The organism is Bradyrhizobium sp. P3_C3 (assembly GCF_056402655.1).
This window is the reverse complement of sequence record NZ_JBFUGY010000010.1, coordinates 98,132-112,840: the sequence shown is the minus strand read 5'-3', so window position 1 is coordinate 112,840 and position 14,709 is coordinate 98,132. Positions and strand designations below refer to the sequence as shown.

The window sequence follows — 14,709 nt, the reverse complement described above, 5'->3', positions numbered from 1 at the left end:
CGCAGCGTAATCCGGGGCGGCCGTCGCTTATGGCAAGATTCCCGGATTGCGCTTCGCTCCATCCGGGCTACAGAGCCGTCTACTCGATCCAGCCCGTCGCCAGCGCATTTGCCAGTTCCGGCTGATTGTTGCGGCGCGCGAGCGCGGCCATCGGCTCATGGTCGTAAGCGATCTGGCGGAACGTCACCTGCCAAACACCGTCAACGAGCTCAAGGATCGCATAGCGCGCGTGCGGCGTACCGGCTTCGACGACATGCGGGAATGGATGCACGTCGCGATAGCCGGGGCTGCCGACGCTGCCGGGATTGACGATCAGCCGGCTGTCGCGCAGCCGGACCGCGCGGGCGAGATGCGTGTGCGCGCAGAGGATCAGCGATTGGGTGATGCCTTGCGCGAACTGCTCGATGCGGTCGAGCGGCGATAGCGCCACCGTGCCGTCGGGATGCACGGTATCGAGCCAATAGACTTCGTCGTCATCAGGCGTCGCGTGACAGAGGAAAACCTGCTCGCGAAACACCCGCGTCATCGGCTGTGCGCGCAGCCAGTCGAGTTGCGCGGCATTGAGCGCTTCGTAGGCGGGACGATCCCACGATCCCATCTTTTCCGGCGGGCGGTCGAGCAGGTAGCGGTCGTGATTGCCGAGCACGTGCACGGCGTCGAGCTGCATCAGGATCTCGATGGTCCGGCGCGCATCGAGCGGGCCGCTCAGCATGTCGCCGAGATTGACGATGTCGGCGATGCCCTGCGCGCGAATGTCGGCAAGCACCGCCTCCAGCGCGAGATGGTTTCCGTGGACGTCGGCAATCGCGGCAAAACGCATTGAGATTCCTGTAGCCCGGATGGAGCGAAGCGTAATCCGGGGCCGTCATTGCTTGTGGCGCGATTCCCGGATTGCGCTTCGCTCCATCCGGGCTACGCAACCTTATGCAGGAGGCGTGCCGTTGATGCCGAGCACGTGGCCGGCAAGATAAAGCGAGCCGGTGATCAGGATGCGCGGCGGCACCTCGTAGGCGAGCTTCGCCAAGCCGCGCAGCGCGGCTTCGATCCCGGGCGCGGTCTCGACGCGCATGCCGAGGCTGCGCGCGGCATCCGCGAGGCGGTCGACCGGCATTGCATTTTCGGTGTCGGGGATCGGCACCGCGATGATGTGACGGGTCAGGCCGGCGAAATTGGCGAGAAAACCTTGCGCGTCCTTGTTGGCCATCATGCCCGCGATCACGACCAGCGGCCGCGACACCCGCTCTTCGAGATCGCCGAGAGCGGCCGCCGCGACGCGCCCGCCTTCGGCGTTGTGGCCGCCGTCGAGCCAGATCTCCGAGCCCTGCGGTCCGAGCGCGAGCAGCTCGCCCGAGGTGATGCGCTGCATCCGCGCCGGCCATTCGGCGCCGACGATGCCCGCCTCGAACGCCGCCTGGTTGACCTTGAAAGCCGGAATCGCGCGTAGCGTCGCGATCGCAAGGCCCGCATTGTCGAACTGGTGACGGCCGAACAGGCGCGGCGCCGCCAGATCCATCAGGCCGCGATCGTCGGAATAGACCAGACGCCCGTGCTCGACACTGACGTGCCAGCTCTCGCCCGCGGCGAACAGCGGCGCGCGCATGCGCTTGGCCTGCGCCTCGAGCACGGCCATCGCCTCGCCCGTCTGCTCGGCGCAAATCACGGGCACGCCGCGCTTGATGATCGCCGCCTTCTCGCCCGCGATCGAGGTCAGCGTGTCGCCGAGGAAATCCATATGATCCATGCTGATCGGTGTGATCACGCACGCCGCCGGCGTATCGACCACATTGGTCGAATCGAGCCGGCCGCCGAGGCCGACTTCGAGCAGCACGACATCGGCCGGGTTCTGCGCGAACAGATGAAACGCCGCGGCGGTCTTCAGCTCGAACACGGTCGCGGCTTCGCCGGCATTGACGCGCTCGACCTCTTCCAGCGCCGCGCGCAACTCATCGTCGCCGACCAGCGCGCCACCGCCGACGCGGCCCAGGCGAAAACATTCGTTGATGCGGACCAGATAGGGCGAGGTGTAGGCGTGAACACGCAGGCCGGCGGCCTCCAGCGTCGCGCGCAGATAAGCGAGCGTCGAGCCCTTGCCGTTGGTGCCGGCGATGTGGATCACCGGCGGCAGCTTGCGTTCGGGGTGGCCGAGCCGCTCGAGCAGGCGGTGCATCCGCTCCAGCCCAAGATCGATGCGCTTCTGATGCAGGGCCGAGAGCCGCCCGATCAATTCACCGAGCGGCGGCTTTGCGCTGTCAGAGGACGCGTTCACGCGTGCGGCGCGGCCGGCGCCGTCTCGGCGGCCGAAACGATCTGCGCCGGACTGACCACCGGCTGCACCGATTTCGATGCGCCTTCCTGCGCCGGCGCCTTGGTCAGCAGGCGGCACAGCCGCGCCAGGGTCGGGCGCAGTTCGTGACGATGCACGACCATGTCGACCATGCCGTGATCCTTCAGATATTCGGCGCGCTGGAAGCCTTCCGGCAATTTCTCGCGAATGGTCTGCTCGATCACGCGCGCGCCGGCGAAGCCGATCAGCGCGCCGGGCTCGGCGATCTGGACATCGCCCAGCATCGCGTAGGACGCGGTGACGCCGCCGGTGGTCGGGTTGGTCAGCACGACGATGTAGGGCTGTTTCGCTTCGCGCAGCATCTGCACCGCGACCGTGGTGCGCGGCATCTGCATCAGCGACAGGATGCCTTCCTGCATGCGCGCGCCGCCGGACGCGGCGAACACGATGAACGGCGACTTCTTCTCGACCGCGAGCTCCAGCCCGCGCACGATCGCTTCGCCCGCGGCCATGCCGAGCGAGCCGCCCATGAAATCGAAATCCTGCACGGCGACGACGACGGCGGCGCCTTCGAGCTTGCCATAGCCGACCTTGATCGCATCGTTCAGATTGGTGCGCGCGCGGGCATCCTTGATGCGGTCGACGTATTTCTTCTCGTCACGGAACTTGAGCGGATCGGGCGTGACGTCGGGCAGCGCGACATCGTACCAGGTCTCGTTGTCGAAGATCGACTTCAGACGCGCCACCGCGCCCATGCGCATGTGGTAGTTCGAGCCGGGGATGACGAACTGGTTGGCCTCGACGTCCTTGTAGAACACGAGCTGTCCGGAATCCGGGCACTTGATCCACAGATTCTCCGGCGTCTCCCGCCGCAGCATGTTGCGGATCTTCGGCCGGACCACATTGGTAAGCCAGTTCATGGTTTGCTCCGATGTGCGAGCCCCGCGGAAGGGCCGCCTGAAGGATATATGGCGGCCGGGCCTCTGCCCGGCAAGCCGCCGTGTTCGCCCGCCCCAGAAGCGGAATTATGGCCTATTCGGCCGCAGCTTTCGCGCCCTTGACACCCTGGGCCAGGGCCGCCGTCAGCTCGGCCACGGCGTTAACAGTTTTGGCGGTCGCGCGACCCTCGGCATCGAGGCTGTTCTTGAGTGCATCGACCAGTGCCGTGCCGACCACCGAACCATCGGCCTTCTCGGCAATGGCGCGCGCCGCCTCTGGCGTGCGGATGCCAAAACCAACGCAGATCGGCAGCTTGGTATGCCGCTTGATGCGCGCGACAGCTTCACCGACGGCATTCGCGTCCGCCGCCGCGGCACCGGTAATGCCGGCGATTGAGACGTAGTAGACAAAGCCTGATGTGTTCGCGAGTACCGCGGGCAGGCGCTTGTCGTCCGTGGTCGGGGTCGCGAGGCGAATGAAGTTCAGACCCGCCTTCAGCGCGGGAATGCAGAGCTCGTCGTCTTCCTCCGGCGGTAAATCGACGATGATCAGGCCGTCAACGCCGGCCGTCTTGGCATCGGCCAAAAACTTGTCGACGCCGTAAATGTAGATCGGATTGTAATAGCCCATCAGCACCAGCGGCGTGACGTTGTCGTCCTTGCGGAAGTCGCGCACCAGTTCCAGCGTCTTCTTCAAGGTCATGCCGTTCTTGAGCGCGCGCAGACCTGCAGCCTGAATCGAGGGACCATCGGCCATCGGATCGGTGAAGGGAATGCCGAGTTCGATGACGTCGGCGCCTGCCTTGGGCAGCGCCTTGACGATATCGAGCGACGTCGCGAGATCGGGATCGCCGGCCATCACATAGGTGACGAAGGCCGAGCGGCCCGCTTTCTTCAGCTCGGCGAAACGGGTGTCGATACGCGTGGTCACTTGCTCTTGCCCCTCAGGATGTCGCCGACCTGCGGGACGTCCTTGTCGCCGCGGCCGGAGAGATTGACGACCATCAGGTGATCTCTCGGCCGCTTCGGCGCGAGCTCCATCACCTTGGCGATGGCATGCGCGGGCTCGAGCGCGGGGATGATGCCTTCCAGCCGCGACAGCAACTGGAATGCTGCGAGCGCCTCGTCATCGGTCGCGGAGAGATAGTTGACGCGGCCGATCTCGTGCAGCCAGGAATGCTCGGGGCCGATGCCCGGATAGTCGAGGCCGGCGGAGATCGAATGCGCGTCCTGGATCTGGCCGTCTGCATCCATCAAGAGATAAGTGCGGTTGCCGTGCAGCACGCCGGGACGGCCGCCCGCGATCGAGGCCGCATGCAGTTGCGTGAGCCCATGGCCGGCCGCTTCGACGCCAAAGATTTCGACGGAGGGATCGTCGAGGAACGGATGAAACAGGCCCATCGCGTTCGAGCCGCCGCCGATGCAGGCGACCAGCGAATCCGGCAGGCGTCCCTCGACCTCCTGCATCTGCGTCTTGGTCTCGTTGCCGATGATGGACTGGAAGTCGCGCACCAGCGTCGGATAGGGGTGCGGGCCCGCCACCGTGCCGATACAGTAGAAGGTGTTGTGCACGTTGGTGACCCAGTCGCGCAGCGCCTCGTTCATGGCGTCCTTCAGCGTGCGCGTGCCTGACTGCACGGGGACCACGGTTGCGCCCAGCATCTCCATGCGGATGACGTTAGGCTGCTGCCGCTCGACGTCGACCGCGCCCATATAGACCACGCATTCGAGGCCGAAGCGCGCGCACAGCGTCGCGGTAGCAACGCCGTGCTGGCCGGCGCCGGTCTCGGCGATGATGCGCTTCTTGCCCATGCGCCGTGCCAGCATGATCTGGCCGAGCACGTTGTTCACCTTGTGCGAACCGGTGTGGTTGAGCTCTTCGCGCTTGAGGTAAATCTTGGCGCCGCCGAGATGCTCGGTAAGGCGCTCGGCGAAATAGAGCGGCGAGGGCCGGCCGACATAGTTCTTGAGGTAGCCGTTCATCTCGGCCTGGAAGGCCGGATCGGCCTTGGCCGCTGTGTAGGCCTTCTCCAGGTCGAGGATCAGCGGCATCAGGGTTTCGGCGACGAAGCGGCCGCCGAAAATGCCGAAGTGCCCGCGCTCGTCGGGACCGCTGCGGCAGGAATTTGGTTTGGCGATGTTCATCGAACGCTCAACTCTTGACTTGCATCTTGGGTGGCGCGCGCGGCGCGAATGAAGGCCTTGATCATCTCGGGATCCTTGACGCCGGAGGCGCTCTCGACACCGGAGGAAACGTCGACGCCGCCGGCGCGCGTGACCCGAAGGGCCTCGGCGACGTTGTGGGCATCAAGTCCGCCCGAGACCATATACGGCAGCTTGAGTTCCAGGTTTTCGAGCAGATGCCAATCGAAGGCGGCGCCGAGGCCGCCGGGACGTGTCGCGTCCTTTGGCGCCCGCGCGTCGAACAGGATGCGATCGGCAACCTCTGCGTAGCCAGGCAGCACGGCGAGATCGGCGGCGGTTGCGACCGGCACCGCTTTCATCACCGGACGGCCGAACCGCTGCTTGATGTCGCGCAGGCGCGCGACGCTCTCCTTGCCGTGGAGCTGAAGGATATCCGGCGACAGCGCGTCCATGATGTTGTCGAGCGTGGCGTCATCGGCATCGACCGTGAGCGCGACCTTGAGCGCGCGCCGCTTCACCTGGCGGCCGAGGTCGCGGCCAAGCTCCAGAGAGACGTGCCGCGGCGACGGCGGAAAGAACACGAACCCCACCATGTCGGCGCCGGCGTCGAGCGCTGTTTCGAGCGTCTCGCGCGTGGACAGGCCGCAGATTTTGACGAGCAGGGACATGGTCTCAAAGCAGGTGAAGGCCGCGGGTCTGCGGCCGGAAAACCGGGTTTTCGGTTGCGGCCGCTTCTACAACGTCGCGCGCTGCTTGTCTCGCCCGATGCGCCCGTAAAGGCCAACCCCGAAGGGAACGGGGAGGCGCTGGGGCTGGGGCTTCGCTGCGGCCGCCTGGGCCCGCAGATCGGCCAATTCGGTCCTGGCAGYCCGTGCCTCCGCATCATTCCGGCGCGCCGCGCGGCGCCAGCGCCGCTGGCCGAACCAGACAGCGCAGCCGCCCGCGAGGACCCCGAGGGCCGCCACCAGGATGAGGAGCAGGAACAGCGGCAACGTCACCGAGAATGACGGGTCGTTCGTAATGAAGGGATCGAAAGAGACCGTGACGAAATGCCGGTTGGCGACGGCAAAGGTCACCAGGATCAGGCCCAACGGAATCACGATCAGCGCGGTCAGGAACTTTCGCATCTCGCTTCGCTCGCCTTGAATCAAGCTTCCGGCCGCTTCTCTCGCGACCGCGGAAAACCCTGACGCCGGTCTCAGTCTGGCGCGCCTGGATCCGGATGGTCGCGGTTCAGCCGTTCGCGCATTTCCTTGCCGGTCTTGAAGAACGGAACGCTCTTCTGATCGACGGGCACATGGGCGCCGGTGCGCGGATTACGCCCTGCGCGCGCAGGGCGATGCTTGACCGAGAAGGCACCGAAGCCGCGCAACTCGACGCGATCACCGCGCGCGAGAGCCGCTACGATCTCTTCGAGAATCGCATTCACAATGTTCTCGACATCCCGCTGGTACAGATGCGGGTTGTGCTCGGCGATACGCTGAACAAGTTCGGATTTGATCATCGAGAGATAGGACCCGGAAGCGTGCGGATGACCATTTCCGTGAAAATACTGTGATCTGTCAAGACGCTAAATGAAGGTTGGGCGTCGGGAATTTGCGTGACAAATGCCGAAAAAGCGGGCTGCCCCGCTACCCGCCAGACGGGAAAAGCCTCTGAAGCTCGCCCGGTTCCATCAATTTGACGCAGCCGGCTGCCACAGGGCCAGCATTCCATCCATTCCAAGCCGATCGACGGCCTGCGCGACGCCGGTTTGCCCGATCTGATGCGCAATCGAGCCTAAACCAAGCGCTTCCAGCGTGACGACAGCCGCCGTCTTGAGGAACGGCAGATCGCCAAAGCGGGGCTGCAGCTTGTAATCGCGGACGGTGAGGCCCTTCTTGACGCCCTTCTGCTCGACCAGCCAGGTCACGGCGGTCTTCTCGTCGCCGAGCTGATCGATCAGCTTGAGATCGATCGCCTGGCGTCCGGTGAAAACGCGGCCATCGGCGACTTTTTCGAGCTGCGTGTCATCCATGCCACGCCGCTCCTTCACCAATCCCTTGAACCAGGCATAGGAATCCTTCACCAGCGCATCGAGCGCGGCGCGTGCCTCGGGGCTGGTCGGCTCAAAACCGTTCGGCGCGGCCTTCAGCGGCGAGGATTTCACCTCCTCGACCTTCACACCGACGGTCTTCAGCAGCTCCGTGACGTTGGGAAACTGGAACAGCACGCCGATCGAACCGACCAGCGAGCTCTGCTGGGCAATGATGTGGTCGCTCGCAATCGCGGTGATGTAACCGCCGGACGCGGCGAGGCCTTCGACCACGACGACGAGCGGCTTCTTCGCCTTCAGCCTCACAAGCGAATCGTAAAGCTGCTCGGAACCGGCGGTGGTGCCACCGGGCGAGTTGATGTGAATGATGACGGCGGCGGCCTGCGAGTTCTCCAGTCGCTCCAGCGCCTGGGTGCGATCGGAGTCGCTGCGGATCAGGCCATCGATCTGGACCCGCGCGATCGAGCCGGCGGATGCGAACGTGCCGCGCGCACCAGGTGTTGCGATCAGCGCGAAGCCCGCAATCGCCGCGATCGCGATCAGCGCAGCCATCACGCGCCAGAACGTCAGCTTACGACGAATCCTGCGGCGATCGACGATGATGTCCGAATCGAGCGACATCGGAATATCTCCAAATGAAAGGCTGGGCGCGTTGTGCCGTCACAGCGTGACCATTGGCTTATCTGGATACATCAATTGCGGCGTAATTTGAAGAAAACAAGGCTGGTGTAGCCCGGATGGTAGCCAAGCACTCAGATGTCATCCCCGCCTAGTGCGCAATTGCGCACGGGCGCGGGGACCCATACCCCCAGGGAGAAGTTGTCGCGCGAGTTGGCAACCACGAGTCTTCGCCAAACTCGATCCTGTGGTTATGGGTCCCGGGCTCGCGCTTCCGCCTTCGCTCTTCGAGCTACGGCGGACAAGTCGCGCGCCCCGGGACGACAGTTGAGTATGCTGCCTCAACAAAAAAGCCCCGGCTCGCGCCGGGGCTTTGATGGTTGCGAAACAGGCGTTTCGCTTATTTGTCGCGGTTCTTGAGCGCGGTGCCGAGAATGTCACCGAGCGTCGCCCCCGAATCGGAGGAGCCGTACTGCGCGATGGCTTCCTTCTCTTCGGCGACTTCGAGCGCCTTGATCGACACCTGGACCTTGCGGGCCTTCTTGTCGAACTGGATCACGCGGGCATCGACCTTCTCGCCGACGGCGAAGCGCTCGGCGCGCTGGTCGTTGCGGTCACGGGCGAGCTCTGAACGCTTGATGAAGGTCGAGAAGTCGGTACCGGTGATCTTCACCTCGATGCCGCTTTCCTTCACTTCGAGCACTTCGCAGGTCACGACCGCGCCCTTCTTGACATCGCCCGGCTCGGCGAAGGGGTCGCCTTCGAGCTGCTTGATGCCGAGCGAGATGCGCTCCTTCTCGACGTCCACATCGAGCACCACGGCTTTCACCACGTCGCCCTTCTTGTAGTTGTCGATCACCTGCTCGCCCGGAAGCTTCCAGTCGAGGTCGGAGAGATGGACCATGCCGTCGACGTCGCCCTCGAGGCCCAGGAACAGACCGAACTCGGTCTTGTTCTTGACTTCGCCCTCGACCACCGAACCGGTCGGGTGACCTTCGACGAAGACCTCCCACGGGTTGCGCATGGTCTGCTTGAGGCCGAGCGAGATGCGGCGCTTGACGGAATCGACTTCCAGCACCTGCACTTCGACTTCCTGCGAGGTCGAAACGATCTTGCCGGGGTGCATGTTCTTCTTGGTCCACGACATCTCGGAGACGTGGATCAGGCCTTCGATGCCCGGCTCGAGCTCGACGAACGCACCGTAGTCGGTGATGTTGGTGACGCGGCCGGTGAAGCGGGCACCCAGCGGGTACTTGGCTTCGATGCCCTGCCACGGATCGTCCAGCAGCTGCTTCATGCCCAGCGAGATGCGGTGCGTCTCGTGGTTGATCTTGATGATCTTGACCTTCACGGTCTGGCCGATCGAGAGCACCTCGGTCGGGTGGTTGACGCGGCGCCACGCGATGTCGGTGACGTGCAGCAGACCGTCGATACCGCCGAGATCAACGAACGCACCGTAATCGGTGATGTTCTTGACCACGCCGTCGATGACCTGACCCTCTTCGAGGTTCTGCACCAACTCCTGACGCTGCTCGGCGCGGGTCTCTTCCAGCACCGTGCGGCGGGAGACGACGATGTTGCCGCGGCGGCGATCCATCTTGAGAATCTGGAACGGCTGCGAGTTGTTCATCAGCGGCGCAACGTCGCGGATCGGACGGATGTCGACCTGCGAGCGCGGCAGGAAGGCCACGGCACCGTCGAGGTCGACGGTGAAGCCGCCCTTGACCTGGTTGAAGATGACGCCGTTGACCTTCTCGTTGTTCTGGAAGGCCTTCTCGAGCTTGCCCCAGCTCTCTTCGCGGCGCGCCTTGTCGCGCGACAACACGGCTTCGCCGAGGGCGTTCTCGATGCGATCGAGGAACACTTCGACCTCGTCGCCGACCTTGATCTCGCTCTCACGGCCGGGGCCGGAAAATTCGCGCAGGGCAACGCGGCCCTCGGTCTTCAGGCCGACGTCGATGACGGCCATGTCTTTTTCAATTGCAACCACCTTGCCCTTGACGACGGAGCTCTCCTGCAGGTTGCCACCTGCGAAGGACTCGTCGAGCATCGCGGCGAAATCGTCGCGCGACGGGCTATAGGTATCAGCAGAAATCGAAGCCATTTGTTCTCCAGTTGCGGATGTCGTGCCGGCCGTTGGGTTCATGGGCGCATCGCACACGCAGTGTCGGAAGGTCCGCAAGACCTTCGAGCGACCGCTCGTTGCTCCGGCATGGAGGCGGAACAGCGGAGGCGGGCCGGCTGAGGCCCGCGCGTTCGATACGTGGAAATCTTGGTCCGGAGCCTGGATCGCGCCGGGCCCAAACAGGGGACCGGGGTTATCGACCTCAAAGAGCGGGAGCGGGCGCTTCCTCCAATGACGGCGGCGGCTTAACCCCGCGACCGGCCCGCTCGGACGGCCTCGATAATGTCGATGGCGGCCCGGACGCCGCCTTCTATATCCAGTTGGGAGTTATCTAGCAAGTAAGCATCCGGGGCCGGTTTCAAGGGCGCAATCGGCCGGTTCTTGTCGCGCTCGTCGCGCCGGATGATGTCAGCGAGCACCGCCGCCTCGTCCGCCTCCTCGCCCCTCGCCTTGGCCTCCATGGTCCGGCGGTGGGCGCGGACCCTGGGGTCGGCCACGACGAAGATCTTCACGTCGGCATGGGGGCAGATCACGGTTCCAATGTCCCGGCCGTCGAGCACGGCGCCGGGCGGATCGGCGGCGAATTGCCGCTGGAAATTGAGCAGGACCTCGCGAACCCTGKGGATCGCCGAGACGATCGAGGCGCCCTCGCCGGCCTCCTGGGTCTTCAGGGCGGGATTGCCGAACTTTTCGGGATCAAGCTCCAGCGCAGCCTGCACCGCAGCCGCCTCGTCCCGGAGATCATGACCGGATTCCATTACGGCATAGGCCACCGCGCGATAAATGACGCCGGTATCGAGATGACGATAGCCGTAATGATGGGCGAGCCGCTTGCCGAGCGTCCCCTTGCCCGAGGCCGCGGGCCCGTCGATGGCGATGATCATGAAAACTCGGCCCCAAGCGAACGCATCATCGGGATGAAGTCCGGAAAACTGGTGGCGATGAAGGCGGTGTCGTCGACGGTTACGGGCTGGTCGGAGGCGCAGCCCATCACCAGCGCGGACATCGCGATGCGATGATCCATGTGCGTGGCGACAGTGCCGCCTCCGGGAACATGGCCGCGGCCCTCGACAATCAGATCGTCGCCGGAGACGTCGACCTTGACGCCGTTGACGCGGAGCATGTCGGCGGTGGCCTCAAGCCGATCGGATTCCTTGACGCGCAGCTCCTGGAGGCCGCGCATGATGGTCGTGCCCTCGGCGAAGGAAGCCGCCACCGCCAGCACGAGATATTCGTCGATCATCGAGGGCGCGCGCTCCGGCGGCACCTCGACGCCGCGCAGTTTCGACGCGCGCACGCGCAGCTGCGCCATGGGCTCGCCGGCGTCACCACGGACTTCGCTTTCCTCGATCGAGGCACCCATTTCACGCAGCGTGGTGAACAGGCCCGTGCGCAGCGGATTGGTCATCACGTCGGACAGGACGACATCAGAACCTTCGACGATCAGCGCGGCAACGATTGGGAAGGCGGCAGAGGAGGGATCGGCGGGCACCACGACGGTGGCGCCGTGCAGCTCGGGCTGACCCACCAGCGTGATGCGGCGGCCGTGCTGACCCTCCTGCGCGGAAGTGATGTCGGCGCCAAAGTGCTTCAGCATCAGCTCGGTATGGTCGCGGCTGGCCTCGGTCTCGATCACCGTCGTGGTGCCGGGCGCGGCCAGGCCCGCCAGCAGCACGGCGGATTTGATCTGGGCAGAGGCGACCGGGGTCTTGTAGGTGATCGGCAGCGGATCGCGCGCGCCCTGGACGGTCAGCGGCAGACGGCCGCCCTCGCCGCCGGACACCACTTTGGCGCCCATCTTCTCGAGCGGGTCGAGGATCCGGCGCATGGGGCGGCTGCGCAGCGAGGCATCGCCGTCGAAAATCGCCGAAATCGGGCAGCCGGCGACGGCGCCCATGACGAGCCGGCAGCCGGTACCGGAGTTGCCGAAATCAAGCGGCGCCCTGGGCTCGGCGAAGCCGGCGACGCCGACGCCATTCACCTTCCAGGCGAAATCGCCGGTGCGCTCGACCCTGGCGCCCAGCGCCTGCATGGATTTGGCGGTGTTGAGGACGTCCTCGCCCTCGAGCAGGCCCGAAATCCGGGTCTCTCCGACCGCAAGCGCGCCCAGGATGAGGGCACGGTGGGAGATCGACTTGTCCCCGGGGACCCGTACTTTCCCGGTCAGGGGACCGCTTGCGCGCGACTGAAGCGGCGTCGGCTTGTCGGAATCAGTCAAGTTTGTGTCCTTGGATAGGCCCGAAACATCCCTGCGGGGCTCGCGGGGCAGGTACCACAAGGTCTGCCCGCCGTCACGGGCATGTCTTTCTCCCGTAATGCGCTATTGACAGCGGGCCGCCAACTAGCCAAGTGAAACACCGCTTTTCAGACATTCCCAGGATTCCTGCCGTGGCCAAGTCCGAACTCGGAACCAAACGTATTTGCCCGACCACGGGCAAGAAGTTCTATGACCTCAACAAGAATCCGGTGATCTCGCCCTATACCGGCGAAGTCGTCCCGATCGCGCCTGTGGCGCCGGCCCGCGCGACTCGCGGCGCCGAACCTCGCCACACGCCGGCTGCCGACACCACGCCGGAGCCGGCAGAAGTCGAAGAGGTCTCGCTCGAGGAGGCCGACGCCGAGGAAAACACCGGCAAGGTCAAGGCCGCGGTGCCCGAATCCGAGGACGACATCGAGGTCGACGAGACCATCGAGGACGATGACGACGATGATTCGACCTTTATCGCCGACGACGAGGAGGGCGATGAGGACGTCACGGACATCATTGGTGATGTCGGAGGTGATGAAGAGACTTGAGATCAGCCCTGATCTGTGAAAAAGGGTGCACCGCGCGAGTCACCAGGCTCGGCGGTCGGGAGTGATCCACCAGGATCCTCCCAACTGGAAGACTAAGGGGCCATAGCTCAGCTGGGAGAGCGCTTGCATGGCATGCAAGAGGTCGGCGGTTCGATCCCGCCTGGCTCCACCACGCTTCGCCCTTCGGGCTACGCGTGGCGCAGCCGCGCGGAGCTCGAAGGGCGAAGCGTGGTGTCCGGCGAAGCCCATAGGGCGAAGACGGACTGATGAGACCCCCACCTAACGACTACCCCAGGCGATCTCCGTCAATGTGGTACGTCTACCTCCTCCGCAGCGTCGAATTTCCCGAGGAGGAATACGTTGGGGCCACGGAGGATTTGAAGCGCCGGGTTCCGGAGCATAATGCGGGCAGATCCACCCATACCGCCAAGTTCAGACCGTGGAAGCTGATCTGGTACTGCGCGTTCCCCGACAAGTACAAAGCGCTCGAATTTGAGAAGTACCTGAAGTCCCACTCCGGCCGCGCCTTCACGAAGAAGCGGCTGTCCTAGTTTCCAGCGAACTCCCCCCTACTCCCCGATCACCGCATTCAACCGATCCCGCAGCGCCACGATCTCGTCCTTCATCGCGACCAGCTCCGACACCGAGCAGTCCGACGCCGCCAGGATCGACTGCGGCACGGCGCGCGCTTTTTCCTTCAAGGCATGGCCCTGCGGGGTCAGCGCGATCAGCACCTGACGTTCGTCCTCGCGCGAGCGCGTGCGCTTGACGAGGTGGGCGGCCTCGAGGCGCTTGAGCAGCGGCGTCAGCGTGCCCGAATCCAGGAACAGCTTTTCGCCGATGTCCTTGACCGGCACGTCGTCGCGCTCCCACAGCACCAGCATCACCAGATATTGCGGGTAGGTCAGGCCGAGCCGGTCCAGCAGCGGCTTGTAGACCCGGTTGAAGGCATGCGCGGCCGAATAGACCGCGAAGCAGATCTGATTGTCGAGGCGCTGCGGGTCCAGCGCCGATAATTTCCGGGGCATCGAGAATCTCACGCGGTTTCCTCCATTCTGGGATCGGGCGGCCGTACATTCAATTGCGAACAATTAAATGTGAGGCATGCAAATTTCAATTGCGCACAATCTAATTGTTTGCGATGTAGGTTCCACCCCAACCCGAACACCTGAGGAGACGAAAATGTCGGTAAACGTCCTGTACAAGACCAGCGCAAAGGCCACCGGCGGCCGCGATGGCCATGCCGCGACCCTCGACGGCGCGCTCGACGTCAAGCTCACCACGCCGAAGGAACTCGGCGGCGGCGGCGGCGCCGGCAACAATCCCGAGCAGCTGTTTGCGGCCGGCTATGCCGCCTGCTTCATCGGCGCGATGAAGTTCGTGGCCTCGCAGGGCGGCCCGAAGGTTCCGGCTGACGCCTCGGTCACCTCCACCGTCGGCATCGGCCCGCGCGCGGCCGGCGGCTTCGGTCTCGACATCGATCTGGCTGTCTCGCTGCCGGGCCTCGCCCGCGCGGAAGCCGAGGCGCTGATCGAGAAGGCCCACCAGGTGTGCCCCTACTCCAATGCCACGCGCGGCAATGTCGACGTTCGCCTGACGGTCGTCTGATCAAACGGCGGATTGGCTGGCCCGAGATCCCCCTCGGGCCGGCCGCTTCCTCTAGTTTTGTTGTTTTGCCACGCCGCGGGATTGCACGGCGGCACCGCATACGCCCCTACGCACCAAGCCATTGCTGGCGCAAAAAAACCTCGCTAGGCCTGTGATCAAT

At 64.7% G+C, this 14,709-nt stretch carries 16 protein-coding genes and 1 tRNA gene; 4 read left to right on the top strand and 13 right to left on the bottom strand.

The features are described 5' to 3' along the window. Positions 1-79: 79 nt before the first annotated feature. The 12 genes from AC1DW2_RS13950 to aroA all read right to left on the bottom strand — a co-directional run bounded on the left by AC1DW2_RS13950 (position 80) and on the right by aroA (position 12,363). Positions 80-820: a metallophosphoesterase family protein gene (locus AC1DW2_RS13950; RefSeq protein WP_477006348.1), complete on the bottom strand. Its 741-nt coding sequence runs from the start codon at positions 818-820 to the stop codon at positions 80-82. Positions 821-922: 102 nt separating this feature from the next. Further along, positions 923-2,266, bottom strand: a complete 1,344-nt coding sequence (locus tag AC1DW2_RS13945; RefSeq protein WP_477006347.1) for a bifunctional folylpolyglutamate synthase/dihydrofolate synthase — start codon at positions 2,264-2,266, stop codon at positions 923-925. Beyond that, the gene (gene accD, locus AC1DW2_RS13940) at positions 2,263-3,204 is read right to left on the bottom strand and encodes an acetyl-CoA carboxylase, carboxyltransferase subunit beta (RefSeq protein WP_028149802.1); all 942 of its coding nucleotides are present in this window, start codon (positions 3,202-3,204) and stop codon (positions 2,263-2,265) included. Before accD ends, AC1DW2_RS13945 begins: the two co-directional genes overlap by 4 nt. 112 nt (positions 3,205-3,316) lie before the next feature. Further along, positions 3,317-4,153, bottom strand: a complete 837-nt coding sequence (gene trpA / locus AC1DW2_RS13935) for a tryptophan synthase subunit alpha (RefSeq protein WP_166063845.1) — start codon at positions 4,151-4,153, stop codon at positions 3,317-3,319. Next, entirely contained in the window at positions 4,150-5,367 is a 1,218-nt protein-coding gene (gene trpB, locus AC1DW2_RS13930) for a tryptophan synthase subunit beta (protein WP_477006346.1), read from the bottom strand. The genes trpA and trpB overlap by 4 nt, the downstream gene beginning before the upstream one ends. Further along, positions 5,364-6,035 carry a phosphoribosylanthranilate isomerase gene (locus tag AC1DW2_RS13925; RefSeq protein ID WP_135214039.1) on the bottom strand — a complete coding sequence of 224 codons (672 nt, stop codon included), beginning with the start codon at positions 6,033-6,035 and terminating at the stop codon, positions 5,364-5,366. Before AC1DW2_RS13925 ends, trpB begins: the two co-directional genes overlap by 4 nt. A gap of 66 nt (positions 6,036-6,101) precedes the next feature. Next, positions 6,102-6,494: a lipopolysaccharide assembly protein LapA domain-containing protein gene (locus tag AC1DW2_RS13920; protein WP_477006345.1), complete on the bottom strand. Its 393-nt coding sequence runs from the start codon at positions 6,492-6,494 to the stop codon at positions 6,102-6,104. 71 nt (positions 6,495-6,565) lie between these two features. Beyond that, entirely contained in the window at positions 6,566-6,871 is a 306-nt protein-coding gene (locus AC1DW2_RS13915; RefSeq protein ID WP_007598410.1) for an integration host factor subunit beta, read from the bottom strand. A 171-nt stretch (positions 6,872-7,042) separates the two neighbouring features. Beyond that, complete coding sequence (sppA, locus tag AC1DW2_RS13910; protein ID WP_028149797.1) at positions 7,043-8,023, bottom strand: signal peptide peptidase SppA; 981 nt, start codon at positions 8,021-8,023, stop codon at positions 7,043-7,045. A 397-nt stretch (positions 8,024-8,420) separates the two neighbouring features. Beyond that, entirely contained in the window at positions 8,421-10,124 is a 1,704-nt protein-coding gene (gene rpsA / locus AC1DW2_RS13905; RefSeq protein ID WP_063980172.1) for a 30S ribosomal protein S1, read from the bottom strand. A 266-nt stretch (positions 10,125-10,390) separates the two neighbouring features. Beyond that, on the bottom strand, positions 10,391-11,029 hold the full coding sequence (gene cmk, locus AC1DW2_RS13900; protein WP_477006344.1) for a (d)CMP kinase: 639 nt from the start codon (positions 11,027-11,029) through the stop codon (positions 10,391-10,393). Then, positions 11,026-12,363 (bottom strand): 3-phosphoshikimate 1-carboxyvinyltransferase, encoded by a 1,338-nt coding sequence (gene aroA / locus AC1DW2_RS13895; RefSeq protein ID WP_477006343.1) that lies wholly within the window; start codon positions 12,361-12,363, stop codon positions 11,026-11,028. Before aroA ends, cmk begins: the two co-directional genes overlap by 4 nt. A 170-nt stretch (positions 12,364-12,533) precedes the next feature. On the opposite strand from aroA, the gene AC1DW2_RS13890 reads away from it, so the two are divergent. The 3 genes from AC1DW2_RS13890 (at position 12,534) to AC1DW2_RS13880 (ending at position 13,492) form a co-directional block, all read left to right on the top strand. Beyond that, positions 12,534-12,941, top strand: coding sequence for a TIGR02300 family protein (locus tag AC1DW2_RS13890; RefSeq protein WP_063980175.1), 408 nt, complete (start codon positions 12,534-12,536; stop codon positions 12,939-12,941). A gap of 96 nt (positions 12,942-13,037) precedes the next feature. Continuing rightward, positions 13,038-13,113 (top strand) — tRNA-Ala (locus AC1DW2_RS13885). A gap of 136 nt (positions 13,114-13,249) precedes the next feature. Beyond that, entirely contained in the window at positions 13,250-13,492 is a 243-nt protein-coding gene (locus AC1DW2_RS13880; protein ID WP_477006342.1) for a GIY-YIG nuclease family protein, read from the top strand. A gap of 18 nt (positions 13,493-13,510) precedes the next feature. Here the strand turns inward: AC1DW2_RS13880 and AC1DW2_RS13875 are convergent, their stop codons facing one another. Beyond that, a complete protein-coding gene (locus AC1DW2_RS13875; protein WP_014490915.1) occupies positions 13,511-13,969 on the bottom strand; it encodes a MarR family winged helix-turn-helix transcriptional regulator in 459 nt (152 codons plus the stop codon). Positions 13,970-14,123: 154 nt separating this feature from the next. Between AC1DW2_RS13875 and AC1DW2_RS13870 the strand changes: the two genes are divergently transcribed. Next, on the top strand, positions 14,124-14,549 hold the full coding sequence (locus tag AC1DW2_RS13870; RefSeq protein ID WP_477006341.1) for an organic hydroperoxide resistance protein: 426 nt from the start codon (positions 14,124-14,126) through the stop codon (positions 14,547-14,549). Positions 14,550-14,709 lie beyond the last annotated feature (160 nt).

Excerpts from the sequence above, each read along its gene's own strand:
- AC1DW2_RS13950 (WP_477006348.1), bottom strand. The coding sequence starts at position 820 with ATGCGTTTTGCCGCGATTGCCGACGTCCACGGAAACCATCTCGCGCTG.
- accD (WP_028149802.1), bottom strand. The coding sequence starts at position 3,204 with ATGAACTGGCTTACCAATGTGGTCCGGCCGAAGATCCGCAACATGCTG.
- trpB (WP_477006346.1), bottom strand. The coding sequence starts at position 5,367 with ATGAACATCGCCAAACCAAATTCCTGCCGCAGCGGTCCCGACGAGCGC.
- AC1DW2_RS13925 (WP_135214039.1), bottom strand. The coding sequence starts at position 6,035 with ATGTCCCTGCTCGTCAAAATCTGCGGCCTGTCCACGCGCGAGACGCTC.
- AC1DW2_RS13915 (WP_007598410.1), bottom strand. The coding sequence starts at position 6,871 with ATGATCAAATCCGAACTTGTTCAGCGTATCGCCGAGCACAACCCGCAT.
- sppA (WP_028149797.1), bottom strand. The coding sequence starts at position 8,023 with ATGTCGCTCGATTCGGACATCATCGTCGATCGCCGCAGGATTCGTCGT.
- rpsA (WP_063980172.1), bottom strand. The coding sequence starts at position 10,124 with ATGGCTTCGATTTCTGCTGATACCTATAGCCCGTCGCGCGACGATTTC.
- AC1DW2_RS13880 (WP_477006342.1), top strand. The coding sequence starts at position 13,250 with ATGTGGTACGTCTACCTCCTCCGCAGCGTCGAATTTCCCGAGGAGGAA.
- AC1DW2_RS13875 (WP_014490915.1), bottom strand. The coding sequence starts at position 13,969 with ATGCCCCGGAAATTATCGGCGCTGGACCCGCAGCGCCTCGACAATCAG.
- AC1DW2_RS13870 (WP_477006341.1), top strand. The coding sequence starts at position 14,124 with ATGTCGGTAAACGTCCTGTACAAGACCAGCGCAAAGGCCACCGGCGGC.